Below are 14160 nucleotides of genomic sequence, written 5' to 3' on the forward strand. Positions count from 1 at the left end.
GGCTTTTTTGGCGATTTTTTTGTCAATTTTTCAAAATTACGTCTTTTTTCCCTTGGTTCATTAGTAAAATTGATTATTTAGTGAAGTTTAGACAACAAAATCTTATCTTTATTTCTGCCTGATTATACCCTTCATGATCCTTATGTTGCTTCTCGACTTTTTCAGCAAACCCTAACTACATTTAAATCACCTTTTTCTAAACCTTGTAAAGCATCTTTAACAACTTCTTCAGGAGTAGCTAGTTTATTATTTGCACTGGCTAAAGTTTCAGGAAACTGAGCTTCAGTGAAAAAATCTGTTTCTGTAGGACCTGGACAAACTACTAAAACCTTCACTCCATAATCTTTATTTTCAGCCCACAAAGCTTCACTAAAACTCATAACAAATGCCTTAGTTGCCCCATAAACAGAAATATAAGGCATTGGTTGAAAGCCAGCAATTGAGGATACATTAATAATGCTACCAGAACGACGTTGACGCATTAAAGGTAGAAATTTGTGAGTTAAATCTACCAATGCCATAATATTTAATTGAATCATTTTTAATTGTCGTTCTCCATCTCGTTCAGCAAAATCTCCATAATCACCAAAACCCGCATTATTGATTAACAAATCAATTGTTATTTCTTGGCTTTTAATAAAATCAAAAACCTCATTAGTAGCATTATTTTCTGTCAAATCTTTGGGTATAACTTCGACTTTTATTTGATGTTGTTGTTCTAATTTTTCCGCTATTTGGTTTAGTTTTTCCTCTGAACGGGAAACGAGAACCAGATTGGTTTTGCGTGCTGCTAATTCTTCTGCAAAAGCTTTGCCAATTCCACCTGACGCACCGGTAATTAAAGTTGTTGACATTTTAGATATGATTTGATTTATTCTTTCACCTTTTCCTATAGTAGCAACCCTACCTAGCGGTTGTGTGGAGATGGGAAAATTTTTGGGGAATCATTGTATTATTTCTAGTCACAAACGGGAATACTAGATGTACAGAGATTTGGTAAGTTATGAGTGTAAATAATTTTCAGTTAAGAAATGCGATCGCTCACGGTTTCAAAACTACTTCACTAACTATAAAATCTGTACTTGAACTTATTGAAGTTATAGAACAGTTGTTAAACTCACTAAATGCTGATAGCGCAGCATAAACAATAACATTAATTCTTTATCCTGACTCCTTTTCTTGGTTCTTGTTACAAAATATTAATCTTCTCCTCTCAAACCTAAATAGAACCTAAATAAATACAGTCTTTTCATTTTCACAATTCATAATAGGATGGGTAACTGGCTAAGGTATTACAGTGGTTGGTATTGTTATTGTTTCGCACAGTAAACAATTGGCTCTGGGAGTACAGGAACTAGCTGCACAGATGGTTCAAGGCAAAATTCCCCTCGCTGTAGCAGCAGGTGTTGATGATCCAGAACACCCACTAGGTACAGATGCGATCAAGGTTTATGAAGCGATCGCCTCTGTATTCTCAGATGATGGTGTTCTCGTGCTGATGGATTTGGGTAGTGCTTTAATGAGTGCGGAAATGGCTCTGGAGTTTCTACCCCCAGAACAACGAGAAAAAATCTATTTATGTGCAGCCCCATTAGTAGAAGGCGCTATTTCTGCTGTTGTTGCTGCTGCTGCTGGGAAAAACATCCAGCAAGTGATCACGGAAGCACAAGGGGCATTAATAGCAAAAGCAACTCAGTTAAATTTAGTCACCAGTCCATTATCAGACTTCAGTACACAAACTGGTAATACAGCAGCAATTCCTACCCAGGAAATTCGCCTCAAAATTACTAACCGCTTAGGTTTACACGCTCGTCCTGCTGCTCAGTTTGTAGCCACGGCATCCCGGTTTAAATCCCAAATTAAAGTACAAAATTTAACCAGAAATACAGAAGCGGTCAGAGGTGACAGTATTAACCAAGTTGCTACTTTGGGAGTACGTCAAGGACATGAATTGCTGATAACTGCTACTGGTACGGATGCCCAAGAGGCGCTAAGAGCTTTACAAGGATTGATTATTAACAACTTTGGTGAAGATGATAGCATTATCGCAATACCAGCCCCCCGTGAGGAAGTTACATCACCAACGGAAGGAGAACTCATAGGAATTGCTGCTTCTTCTGGAATAGCGATCGCCCCATTAATTCATTATCAATCTGTCACCATCCCAATTACAGAATATCACATAGAAAATGTAGAAATCGAGTGGCATAGATTACAATCTGCTATCCAAATAGCTAAACAGGAAATTGCTTCTTTACTTTCCCATACATCAATACAAATTGGTGATGCGGAAGCGGCTATTTTTGATGCCCATCTGTTATTTTTAGCAGATCCAGTCATGCTAGAAGCCGCACGTCAGCATATTGTTGAAAAACGCCTTAATGCAGAAGTATCTTGGCAAGCTGTAGTTGATGAAGTAGCAAATTCTTACCGTAAACTAGAAGATGCTTATTTACAAGAACGAGTAGATGATGTAGTTGATGTCGGGCGTAGGGTGTTAAGAATTTTACTTGGTAGTCTGCCCACTGACTTGCACATCACAGAACCATCAATTATTGTCGGTACAGATTTAAGTCCTTCAGATACCGCTAAACTCGATCCAGCTAAAGTAATGGGCATTTGTATGACTTCTGGGAGTGCAACTTCCCATAGTGCTATTATTGCCCGCACATTAGGCATTCCAGCGGTTGTGGGTGTAACTCCTCAAGTGTTAACCTTAGAAAGTGGCACTTTGATGGCAATTGATGGCGAAAGCGGTAAAGTTTGGGTAGCACCACCAGCAGAAACATTAACAGCCCTAGAAGCCAAACGTCAAACATGGCAAACCGCCCAAGCCGAAGCGAAAGCTAAAGCACATCAGCCAGCAATTACCCGTGATGGTCGGAGAATACAAATTTTTGCTAATATTGGTAGTATTGCCGATGCCAAAACCGCTGTCAGTCATGGTGCAGAAGGTGTGGGTTTACTGCGTACAGAGTTCTTGTATCTGGAAAAGACAAAAGCACCCACAGAAGAGGAACAATTAGAAGTTTATCAGGCTATAGCTCAGGTTTTAGACCAGCGTCCCTTAATTATTCGTACCCTGGATGTAGGTGGAGATAAACCACTTCCTTATCTGAATCTGAGTTCCTTGAGTGAAGAAACCAACCCCTTCTTAGGTGTGCGGGGAATACGTTTCTGTTTAGAAAATCCTCAATTCTTGAAAACTCAATTAAGGGCAATTTTACGCGCCAGTTACGGTAATAATATCAAAATTATGTGGCCAATGATTGCCATTTTAACAGAATTACGAGCAGCTAAAGCAATTTTAACCGAAGTGCAGGCAGAACTGCGAGCAGAGGGAATAGCTTTTGATGAAAAAATGGCAGTGGGAATGATGATAGAGACACCCGCAGCAGTAGCTATTGCTGATCAGTTAGCTCAGGAAGTGGACTTTTTTAGTATAGGTACAAATGATTTAAGTCAGTATGTGATGGCAGGCGATCGCACTAATCCCAAAGTAGCAACTTTAGCCGATGCTTTGCAACCTGCGGTATTACGTATGATTCAGCAAACAGTACAAGCTGCCCATGCTGCTAATATTTGGGTGGGGTTATGTGGAGAAGTGGCCGCAGAAACCTTAGTAGCACCCATTTTATTAGGTTTGGGATTAGATGAATTAAGTGTCAATCCCCAAGCTATAGCATCATTAAAACAAGCTATTTCCCATTTAACCATCTCAGAAGCCCAAGCGATCGCATCTGTAGCATTAACACAAGATTCAGCCACCAGTGTTAGAGAATTAGTTTATCCTATAGGGTAAAATATATAGCAGGAGTCAGGAGATCAAAGGGTCAGGAGTTGAGAATTAATTTATTTTTTCTTGCCTCTTGCCTCTTGCCTCTTGCCTCTTGCCTTATCAACGCAGAAAGCTGCTAATTAACCACATCAAAATAAACGTCAGAACCGTAGAAAACTGATTTGCTGTAATATTGATTAAAGCTAGTTGCTGTAATACAGGTACTGCAATCAATCCCCCAGCTATTAAGCCAATAATAAGACTTGCCAGGGTAAACAAAACTGCTCGACCAAATTTATTTTCCTTGCGGTTGAGAAAATAAATACTGACTCCAACCCCAACCACCAATCCCAGTTGCAAAACCTGATCGCTGGCAGTAGGAACAAATAAACTAATAGCACTTAAACCCAGGAACCAAGCTCCTGGTGCGAGTACATCTGATAGACTCGGTTGATCCAATATTCGTTGCAGCCATGCAGGTGACTGATCACGAGTAACCGGACTTTCTTTTTGTGGAGATGGAACTCGCATTTCTGGAAAGCGGATACGCTCTGGTACTTTAATTTTACCTTCTTGGCGCATTCGTAAGCGATCCATTAGAATCGCATCATAAGCTGCTTCAATTAATTCCCGACCCTTGCTATCACCACCATGTTGCTCCAACAGGCGATTGCGAGCGTCCTGAATTTCATCAAAACTAGCATCTTCTGATACCCCAAGTTTTTGGTAGGGATTTTGATCGCTCATGGCAGTGTGTTACTTCAGCCCTAGTCAGCAGCAGTCTTTTGTTGAAGAAAAAACAACCTTAAGTTCTATGATAATCGAAACAGTGCTTTCGGCCGATTCTTATCCTCATAATCAGGATATTAGCACAGCTGAGTTTATTCGACTCAAGAATTTAAACCATAGTTACTTTAACATATTGCCATCACAGACATCCATCAAAGGTTTTCAACCTATTTTCTGATAACCATATTGATTAATGGTATAAAATCGCATATTGATTTGAAATTAAACCGTTTTAAATTGCTGTTTCACTAAGCTAAGTACACACTATGCAAACTGAAACAGAAAGCTACAAATAGGGTCAAGAAAACCATACGGTAGATATAGTACATATTCTGAAATGCAGACCTGATACTCGTAAAATTAGTGTCTACATCTTTCATAATTGTAATTACAGTTTATTGGAACAATCAGGATACTCTTATCTACTCCTTGTAGATTTTTCAGTACAGCCAAAGAGGAAAATGCGTTTTTACGTAATATCTCTGTTAATCATAATGAATTTTTGTGCAAAGTAATGGTCATGGCTCCTGCCAAGATTCTTGTAGTTGATGACGACCCCGCCGTTCGGAATTTAATTCAACGCTTTTTGATCAAACAGAATTATCAAGTAGAAGCTGCCGAAGATGGTAAGACTGCCCTCAACTTATTTGAGCAATTTAACCCAGACTTGGTAATTCTAGATGTAAACCTACCAGATACGATTGGTTTTAACCTGTGCCAAGAGATGCAAAGCCGAAATGGCGTTTTTGTCCTTATACTCACCAGTCGCACAGATGAAACTGACAAAATTCACGGTTTTTCCAAAGGTGCTGATGACTATCTCACCAAACCCTTTGGACTGGGAGAGCTAGAGGTCAGAGTAGCAGCAATTTTGAGGCGACAGCGGGTTGTTACCACCGCAGAACAAAAACGCCTCATTTTTGACAAACTCATAATTGACCCGGTGCGGAGAGAAGTAACACTTAATGACGAACCAGTACCCTTGACCGCTTTGGAGTTTGATTTGTTGCATTTTTTAGCCAGTCATCCAGGTCGAGTTTGGCGGCGATCAGAACTTATACAAGAGGTTTGGGATTATGAATATGTAGGAGATCAGCGAGTTGTCGATGTTCACATCGGTCAAATTCGCAAGAAAATTGAAATTGATGCTAGTCAACCAGCATTAATTCAGACCGTACGTGGTGTAGGTTACAAATTTGAATCTACTACCAATCCACAAAACGAATAACTCTAAGGGTATTGCGTGTAGGGTGTCTGCTGTATTACATCACCCTATCACCCTATCACCAACCTCTCACAGTGCTAATACTTAGGGTTTGCTGAAAAAGTCTTTTCTTAGAGACAGGGAACAGGGAATAGTTTCAAGAGTTGGATCAAAGAAATTTTTGTTCTTGATGAAACAAAGTTTCTAAATAAATACGAGCAGCATAGCGATCGCTCTCTCCATTTTGCAGCAAAAACAACGATAACGCCGCAGTTAATACTCGGTTTTGATCCCACTCAGGATGGGTTTCTAAATAGTTTTTGAGGGATTCGTGGAGTGCTTCGGGAATCACTGTAAAGATACTAACTGTTGTGTTCATAAGATTTCCCTTCTATACGGTCTATCAAGAAATTTTGCTTGCATTTATCCGAATTTTGGATTTTGGATCGACCCACAAATAAATCAGGGGCATACCATCAAGGAATTATTGGTCAAGTATTGTCACCAGCCATAAAATCCCCACTCATACCTGAGTTCACTGTGCAAAATTGATGCTCATGTCGGAACGGAATAAAAAAGCAAGCCGAATCATTGTGCGCTCAGAGGGGGTGGGTTTGTCAATGCTGCGAAATGTTAAAAATCGGTAGTTAAAAAATAAATACTCACGAAATAATCAGGGCTAGAGCTATATTTTTGTTACTTAATTTAATAAAAACTCAGTTGGTGATGTAGTTCAGTCATCAAAGCATAAAATCCCCAGTAAGCCAGCAAGGCTTTGTTAGTTCGTCAAGCATCTGTGGAAAACTGGCAAACTTCCTGTGGAAATTCTGTGGAACTAAAGAGGATAATAGCCGCAAATAATAAGAATTACAAAAATATCAAGGTTTAGTAACAATTTAGCTCAGTGTGACTTCGATTTGAGAGCCTTTCTTGCAGAACTAGCAACTTACGTTAATAAATGGGTCATTGGTAATTGGTAATTGGTAATTGGTAATTGGTAAAAACTCTTACCCAGTCCCCAGTCACCAGCGATGCACTGAGCTTGTCGAAGTGTCCCCAGTCACCAGTCCCTATTTCCGGCGTTCTTGTAATTTCCGATAAACAGCTTTTAAATCAACTTGATGATGTGCTAGAGCCACCAGGGTATGATAAAACAAATCTGCAACTTCTCCGGCGATCGCCTCAGCATCATCATCTTTGCAAGCCATGACAACCTCGGCGCTTTCCTCACCAATCTTTTTCAAAATCTTATTATCACCACCAGCCAATAATTTGCAGGTATAGGAATTTTCATGAGGATGATCACGGCGATCGCAAATTACCTGAAAAAGCTGAGATAACATATCTGCTGGAGGTGGTTGAACCTTGCCATCAACCTGATGAAAACAACTGCGTTCCCCAGTGTGACAAGCAATATCTCCCAACTGCTCAACACCAATCAGTAAAGCATCACTATCACAATCATAACGAATACTTTGCACCTTCTGAATATGTCCAGAAGTAGCGCCCTTATGCCAAAACTCCTGACGGGAACGACTCCAAAACCAAGTTTCTCCAGTTTCCAAAGTCTTTTGCAGAGACTCCTGATTCATCCAGGCCATCATCAATACAGTACCATCTAGATAATCTTGGATAATCGCAGGTACTAAACCTTTGTCATCGTAACGAATTTTTTCCACAGGGATGGCAGATTGGAGCGTTAGCAGTTCAGGAGAAGACATACAAAAACTAGAGTAAGTTAACAATTATTAATCAATTGCAGATGCTAACAGGAGTTTAGCAGAAAGTGGTGATTGGTGATTGATGATTGGTCATTGATGATTGGGAAAAATATTACCCATTACCCATTACCCATTACCCATTACCCATTTAGTCCTATCCTAATTAAAGAAGCTCAATTTAATTACCACCTATAGGAGATAACCTTGGTAAACACCACAATTAAAACTACAAAATCACAAGAAATCTTTGCTGCTGCTCAAAACCTCATGCCAGGAGGCGTTAGTTCTCCCGTGCGTGCTTTTAAATCTGTTGGTGGACAACCCATAGTATTTGATCGTGTTAACGGAGCATATATTTGGGATGTAGACGGCAACAAATATATAGACTACGTTGGTACTTGGGGTCCTGCTATTTGTGGCCATGCCCATCCAGAAGTAATCAGCGCATTACACGCAGCTTTAGAAAAAGGCACTAGCTTTGGCGCTCCCTCCGTGCTAGAAAATGTCTTAGCAGAAATGGTAATAGATGCAGTTCCTAGCATCGAAATTGTGAGATTTGTCAACTCTGGAACTGAAGCCTGTATGGCCGTCCTCCGGTTGATGCGAGCTTTCACCAACCGCGAAAAAATCATTAAATTTGAAGGTTGCTATCACGGCCACGCTGATATGTTCCTGGTTAAAGCCGGTTCTGGTGTAGCTACACTCGGTTTACCCGACTCCCCAGGAGTACCTAAATCTGCAACTAGCAGTACCTTAACTGCGCCTTACAACGATTTAGAAGCCGTTAAAGCCTTATTTGAAGAAAACCGTGATCAAATAGCTGGTGTAATTCTTGAACCTGTTGTTGGTAATGCAGGTTTTATTCCTCCCGATGCTGGTTTCTTGGAAGGTTTACGGGAACTTACCCACGAACATGGAGCTTTATTAGTATTTGACGAAGTGATGACAGGCTTCCGTATTGCTTACGGTGGCGCTCAAGAGAAGTTTGGCATCACTCCCGATTTAACCACAATGGGTAAAGTCATCGGTGGTGGTTTACCAGTAGGCGCTTATGGTGGTCGTCGGGATATCATGTCAATGATTGCCCCCGCCGGTCCTGTATATCAAGCTGGTACTCTTTCTGGAAATCCCTTAGCGATGACTGCGGGAATTAAAACACTAGAATTATTACAAAAACCAGGGACTTATGAACAGCTGGAGCGCATCACCAAAAAACTAGCTGATGGTTTGCTCAAAGTTGCTCAAGAAACAGGACATGCTGCTTGTGGTAGTCATATCAGCGCCATGTTTGGCTTATTTTTCACCAGTGGTCCAGTTCACAACTACGAAGATGCGAAAAAGTCTGATACAACCAAGTTTGGAAGATTCCATCGTGGGATGTTAGAGCGTGGTATTTACTTAGCACCATCTCAGTTTGAAGCTGGGTTTACTTCTTTAGCCCACACAGATGAAGATATTGAGCAAACGTTAGCCGCTGCAAAGGACGTGCTTTCTAGTCTCTAATTTCTGGGGACTGGGGATTGGTGATTGGTGATTGGGGACTGGGTAAAAACTAAATTCTTACTTTTGCCTTGTACCTATTCCCTGTTCCCTATTCCCTATTTTTTAACAACCACATCCTTTATGTCGACAACCTTTGACAGTTTGATGCAGATGCAAAAAAGCTAACTAAGTAGTCGTGCAGAATAAATTTTATATTTGGGATAGGGAACAGGGAACTCTTAACAGTGAACAGATAAGGAATACAGAGATTTTTGTTTGTTCCAAAAATGTTAAATTAATTCTGCCCAGGTACTTAATAGACCTCTCCGAAAAAGATGTAGGGACAATTCATGAATTGTCCCTAACAAGGGTTTGCTTATATCCGACTTTCCGCACTTCAAAATGTACTACGTTAATACTTCAATAAATTTTACAAAAAATGTTGATATTATTCAGTATTTAAACGTATGAATTATAGCCTTTCGTCGATCGCTATTCAACCACCATTAACCCCAATTTTCTTAATTTTCATGTATTACAAAGCGAAGTGCGGAATGTGGGTTAGAACTACGAAGTAGAACCCCATAGATTTAGTTGTCAAGGTACAGATTGCCGTTAGGCAGTTAGGTTTTTATACAGGTTAATTACCGTTCCTGTTGAAAACAAGATATCATGACTGCCCCACGCATGGGCAATCCGTTCGCCTACATCCACTGTTCCTTAGTACGATAAAGTATCATAGCAAGGCGTTGATACTTTATCGGGCGTGGTTTTGGCTCACTCAATTTCTTTATAACCTATGACTACCAAAGCTCAAGTTATTAATTTTCAGGATAAGTTACAGCGTGTTGGTGTCAGCAGTGTCACTAAGATGTTAATGGGAATTCTTGCGGCTGTTCCCATAGCACTAAGCTTGCCAGCAGAGGCTTTAGAAGTACAGATTTTACCGGAAAAAGTGCAATTGGGAGATACAATTTCCGTATTAATTGAACCAGAAAGTGGAGAACAGCCTGGTATTCCTACGGTAACAGTTGGAGAACAAACCTATCCAGCCTTTGAAATTGCCCCCAATAAATACCGTGCTTTTATTCCTACCACTCCATTAGAAGAACCAGGAGTAAGACAAGTTACTGTGTCAGGAGAGGGACAGCGACAAAGAAATTTGGCTGTGTACGTAGGCGATCGCAAATTTCCCATCCAACGTATTAATTTACCCCCAGGAAAAGCCGGAGTTAAAGCAACAGAATATGAACTAGAACGAGTTAAAGAGTTTAAAGCCCTACAAACACCTGACAAATATTGGGACGGTGTTTTCCTGAGACCAAATCAAGGACGGATGACCACAACCTATGGTGTAAGGCGCTACTATAATGGTAACTTTGCCAATGATTACTACCATCGAGGACTAGACTACGCTGGTGCAGCAGGTTCAGATGTAGTTGCCCCAGCAGCAGGAAGAGTGGCTTTAGTAGGCACAGTATCCCAAGGTTTCATAGTTCATGGTAATGTAGTTGGCATTGACCACGGTCAAGGAGTAACCAGCATTTTCATGCACCTCAGTCGGATTAATGTTAAAGAAGGTGATATGGTCAAAGCTGGTCAACTAATTGGTGCAGTAGGTTCTACAGGTGCTTCTACAGGACCTCATCTACACTGGGGTTTATATGTCAATGGAAAATCTATTGATCCTTCATCTTGGAAAACAAAGATAATTGATTAGTAATTAAGAATTACTAATTCATAATTCATAATTAGGGTTTGCTGAAAAAGTCCCTTCGTTGAGGCAGGGAATAGGGAATAGGGAATAGGGAATAGTTTGAGCTATCTGTTATCCCCAGATTTTCTAATTTATCAGACCCAAAGTGCACAGTTTTTAAGGTATACCCTTCAAAAATCTTGCACTTTCTTTCCTCCTGATCAGCCTCAAACCTTTGATTTACGAGTATTTTGGGTTTATTCAGCAAGCCCTATTTAGGATTTTGGATTTTGGATTTTGGATTGTTTCTGTCAACTCCAATCTAAAATCTAAAATCTAAAATTATTCTGACTCCTGTCTCCTGCCTCCTGACCACTGCTATTTTAGTCGCGCACTAATACTGGTGTGCCTAAATCTACTTGCTCATATAACATTCGCACATCAGGGTTACGCATTCTCAAGCAACCATGAGACACGGCTGCACCTATTAAATCAGTATCAGGTGTACCATGAAAGCCAATTTCGTTTCTGCCATCTGACCAAAAACCAATCCATCTGTCTCCTAAAGGACTATCAGTACCAGCTTCATATATTTTCCCTGTAATGGGATGTTTCCAAATGGGATGATGCTCCTTATGTATGACTTGAAAACTACCTGTGGGCGTTTCCCAACCTTTTTTACCGATAGCAATGGGGTAACTAGCTATAACTTGGTCATAGCGGTAAACATAAACCCGGTGATCGCTTAAATCAACCACCACTTCTGTCTGAGTAGATTGAGAACCTTGAACAGACGTGGACTCATCCACACCGCGAAAGAAAAAGCCCTTTGGTTTGCTGTTTGTCTTCTGCTTCTCGATCTGTTCTGGAAACACCAACTTTGTATTTTTTGGTGTATCCGCAGCACTAGCTACATATTTTTTCCCAGCAGTAGAATTTGATGGAGAAGAGGGAAAAGACGCGCCGAAAGCGGTTTCCCCAATGCTAATACCTGGAGAAATATTTTTACTAGAGTCAGTCGGGGAAGTAGAATTTTTCCTTAATGTAGTGGATACCGATGGATTTAACTGGGCTGTTGTTCTCATACTGTGCCAATGGACAGCCAGAGATAAAATTGCTGTGCCAAAACAGAGGAACATTACCATCCGTGCTACAGATTCATTTCTTGCCATTGCCATTGCTTATTGTGTATCCCTGACATATCTGGCTCATTAAAATTAATTATGGACTGCCAACAGCAGCCAATTAGCAAAGAATTTATCAATAATTATCAGTTATCTCATTACCCTGACAATATCTTTATAATTTAGAAGTTTTAGGAGTCAGGAGTCGTAGGGGCGAAGTAGGGGCGAAACATTCGGAAAATAACCTGTGATAAAAATTGATAGTTTATCGCCCGAATGCTGATGCTTCCAGCACGCTTCGCGAACGCCCGTACAGGAGTCAGGAGTCAGGAAGAAGAGGGTAAATATTTCTTCCCAGTCACCATTCACCATTCACCAGTCACCAGTCCCAATTGTCAAGGGGTAGTAGTCAGTTGTTTAAGTGAATACATCCTACTGATTTTTTTCCCTATACTCAAGACTCGGCATTGTAGACTCAACACTTTTTTTATAATTCCTGATTTATATTTCTGTGTTGATCTCATAAATCCGTCACTTAACCCAGGAACATCTCTCTAATTATCTAGTCTAATAGGAGGGGATGATTTACAGCCAGTACGATCTATGAGTCAATCGATTACTGTATCCTGGTCAACTGTTGATGCCAATTATTCACAAGCATCGGTGCAAGTTGACAAACTCTCAAACCACGATCTTATTTTACGCTGTCAAGCAGGACTGCGCCCAGATAAAGCTGCCTTTGCAGAACTCTTACGGCGCTATCAGACTCAGGTCGATAAGGTTTTATACCATCTGGCTCCTGATTGGTCTGACAGAGCCGACTTGGCTCAGGAAGTGTGGATTCGAGTCTATCGCAATATTAACCGCTTACAAGATCCTGCTAAATTTCGGGGTTGGTTAAGCCGTATTGCCACTAACTTGTTTTACGACGAGTTGCGTAAACGCAAACGGGTTGTTAGCCCCCTGTCATTGGATGCTCCCCGCTCGGTAGACGACGGCGAGATGGATTGGGAAATTGCTGGTGATACACCAGGACCAGAGGAAGAACTCACTACTAGAGAATTTTATGAACAACTGCGAGATGCGATCGCTGATTTACCAGAGGTGTTCCGTACTACAATTGTCCTGAGAGAAATCGAAGGATTACCCTATGAAGAAATTGCCGAAATTACTGGCGTTTCTCTAGGAACTGTAAAATCGAGAATAGCTAGGGCTAGATCCAGATTGCAAACCCAGTTGCAAAGTTATCTAGATGGTTAAGTAAATTTACAACATCTTTCCTTAATTCAATGGTAGAATTTTAAAAGAACAAGAACTGTGGTGAAATCTCAATTTTTTTCTACCATTTGGAAGTAAAATTGCTTAAATTCTCAAATTTATCCGCTGTGTTGACCCGTGTATGACTTGGTAAAAACGTTAAGATGAATACTGATTCTCAGTTTGATGACCGTTCCCCCTCCCAATTCCCTAGTGATGTAGCAAATGGAATGGCTAAATATACCAATGAATCAACGGGTACTAAGGATATGGAGAAACGTGATTGCCGACAACACAACGAAACTGACCGCTTTGAGTTATTAAGTGCTTACCTAGATGGCGAAATTACCGCTGGTGAACGTAAGCAAGTAGAACAATGGCTGTCCACAGATGAATCAGTTAAGTGTCTGTATGCACGACTTTTAAAACTGCGGCAGGGTGTAAAAACCATGCCCATACCAGCATCTGCACAGCCTCCAGAAGTGACATTCCAGCAAGTCTGGAAACGCTTGAGCTACCGTTACCAACTAGGTTGGATGTTTGGAGGGGCTGCTGTAGCGGCTTGTATCATCGGCTCAATCTCAGGCTTTATTCCCGGTAATACATCCAAATTACAACTGGCACAACAGAAAATACAGCCAATAACGGTAACAAGTCAGCCAGCAGTTTCTACCTCACCGTTAATGGTAGCCTTGAATAACCCAGTCATTGAAATTCCCAAAACAGCAGTAGCTTCTCCAAGAAAACCAGTTACAGAGTCAAAAACTCTCCAAAAAGATTCAGAGTTAAACATTAACTAATGAGTTGACAGATTACAGAACAGGCAACAGGTAACAGATTACAGCTTCAAAGCTGTGAAGTTAACTATTCCAACAACCATCCAGTTGAGGAATACCACGGAGTTGGTAAACCTTTTCTATCGTCATCAAGTACACCCAAGCCCAACCTAAAGACAAGCGGTCTAAATCAAAAATTTCGATATATTCCGATACAAAAAAGCTAACTAATGCTAACAAAAGTTGGCTTTTTCTTCCTGTTTCACCCTAGCAGTGTCGGCACTATCTAGTCCACAGGCTAACACGATCAATCTGACCGCTTCTTGTTTTAAA

At 40.6% G+C, this 14160-nt stretch carries 13 protein-coding genes; 7 read left to right on the top strand and 6 right to left on the bottom strand.

All coding sequences use genetic code 11. The features are described from left to right. Positions 1 to 161: 161 nt before the first annotated feature. Complete coding sequence (locus FFR48_RS18145; protein WP_137668340.1) at positions 162 to 854, bottom strand: SDR family NAD(P)-dependent oxidoreductase; 693 nt, start codon at positions 852 to 854, stop codon at positions 162 to 164. Positions 855 to 1003: 149 nt separating this feature from the next. On the opposite strand from FFR48_RS18145, the gene FFR48_RS18150 reads away from it, so the two are divergent. Together FFR48_RS18150 and ptsP are read left to right on the top strand one after the other, a co-directional pair. Next, a complete protein-coding gene (locus FFR48_RS18150; protein WP_236104107.1) occupies positions 1004 to 1144 on the top strand; it encodes a hypothetical protein in 141 nt (46 codons plus the stop codon). Between the two features lie 153 nt (positions 1145 to 1297). Next, entirely contained in the window at positions 1298 to 3802 is a 2505-nt protein-coding gene (ptsP, locus tag FFR48_RS18155; RefSeq protein ID WP_201277644.1) for a phosphoenolpyruvate--protein phosphotransferase, read from the top strand. A gap of 96 nt (positions 3803 to 3898) precedes the next feature. Here the strand turns inward: ptsP and FFR48_RS18160 are convergent, their stop codons facing one another. Continuing rightward, on the bottom strand, positions 3899 to 4525 hold the full coding sequence (locus FFR48_RS18160; RefSeq protein ID WP_096571695.1) for a CPP1-like family protein: 627 nt from the start codon (positions 4523 to 4525) through the stop codon (positions 3899 to 3901). Between the two features lie 562 nt (positions 4526 to 5087). Between FFR48_RS18160 and FFR48_RS18165 the strand changes: the two genes are divergently transcribed. Next, positions 5088 to 5795, top strand: coding sequence for a response regulator transcription factor (locus tag FFR48_RS18165; protein ID WP_137668342.1), 708 nt, complete (start codon positions 5088 to 5090; stop codon positions 5793 to 5795). Between the two features lie 145 nt (positions 5796 to 5940). Here FFR48_RS18165 and FFR48_RS18170 read toward each other — a convergent pair whose 3' ends face one another. Then, positions 5941 to 6150, bottom strand: a complete 210-nt coding sequence (locus FFR48_RS18170) for a DUF2811 domain-containing protein (protein ID WP_096571693.1) — start codon at positions 6148 to 6150, stop codon at positions 5941 to 5943. 691 nt (positions 6151 to 6841) lie between these two features. Further along, the gene (gene hisIE, locus FFR48_RS18175; protein ID WP_096571692.1) at positions 6842 to 7492 is read right to left on the bottom strand and encodes a bifunctional phosphoribosyl-AMP cyclohydrolase/phosphoribosyl-ATP diphosphatase HisIE; all 651 of its coding nucleotides are present in this window, start codon (positions 7490 to 7492) and stop codon (positions 6842 to 6844) included. A gap of 204 nt (positions 7493 to 7696) precedes the next feature. Between hisIE and hemL the strand changes: the two genes are divergently transcribed. Beyond that, positions 7697 to 8995 (top strand): glutamate-1-semialdehyde 2,1-aminomutase, encoded by a 1299-nt coding sequence (gene hemL / locus FFR48_RS18180; RefSeq protein ID WP_096571691.1) that lies wholly within the window; start codon positions 7697 to 7699, stop codon positions 8993 to 8995. Positions 8996 to 9773: 778 nt separating this feature from the next. Continuing rightward, positions 9774 to 10694 (top strand): M23 family metallopeptidase, encoded by a 921-nt coding sequence (locus FFR48_RS18185; RefSeq protein WP_137668343.1) that lies wholly within the window; start codon positions 9774 to 9776, stop codon positions 10692 to 10694. A 359-nt stretch (positions 10695 to 11053) separates the two neighbouring features. Here the strand turns inward: FFR48_RS18185 and FFR48_RS18190 are convergent, their stop codons facing one another. Then, positions 11054 to 11848, bottom strand: a complete 795-nt coding sequence (locus FFR48_RS18190) for a L,D-transpeptidase (protein ID WP_137668344.1) — start codon at positions 11846 to 11848, stop codon at positions 11054 to 11056. A gap of 549 nt (positions 11849 to 12397) precedes the next feature. On the opposite strand from FFR48_RS18190, the gene FFR48_RS18195 reads away from it, so the two are divergent. Both FFR48_RS18195 and FFR48_RS18200 read left to right on the top strand, forming a co-directional pair. Further along, a complete protein-coding gene (locus FFR48_RS18195) occupies positions 12398 to 13054 on the top strand; it encodes an RNA polymerase sigma factor SigG (RefSeq protein ID WP_096571688.1) in 657 nt (218 codons plus the stop codon). Between the two features lie 161 nt (positions 13055 to 13215). Then, positions 13216 to 13851, top strand: a complete 636-nt coding sequence (locus tag FFR48_RS18200; protein WP_137668345.1) for an anti-sigma factor family protein — start codon at positions 13216 to 13218, stop codon at positions 13849 to 13851. A gap of 60 nt (positions 13852 to 13911) precedes the next feature. Here the strand turns inward: FFR48_RS18200 and FFR48_RS18205 are convergent, their stop codons facing one another. After that, positions 13912 to 14067: a hypothetical protein gene (locus FFR48_RS18205; RefSeq protein WP_162501914.1), complete on the bottom strand. Its 156-nt coding sequence runs from the start codon at positions 14065 to 14067 to the stop codon at positions 13912 to 13914. Positions 14068 to 14160 lie beyond the last annotated feature (93 nt).

Source organism: Sphaerospermopsis reniformis (assembly GCF_005402885.1).
GTDB classification, from domain to species: domain Bacteria; phylum Cyanobacteriota; class Cyanobacteriia; order Cyanobacteriales; family Nostocaceae; genus Sphaerospermopsis; species Sphaerospermopsis kisseleviana.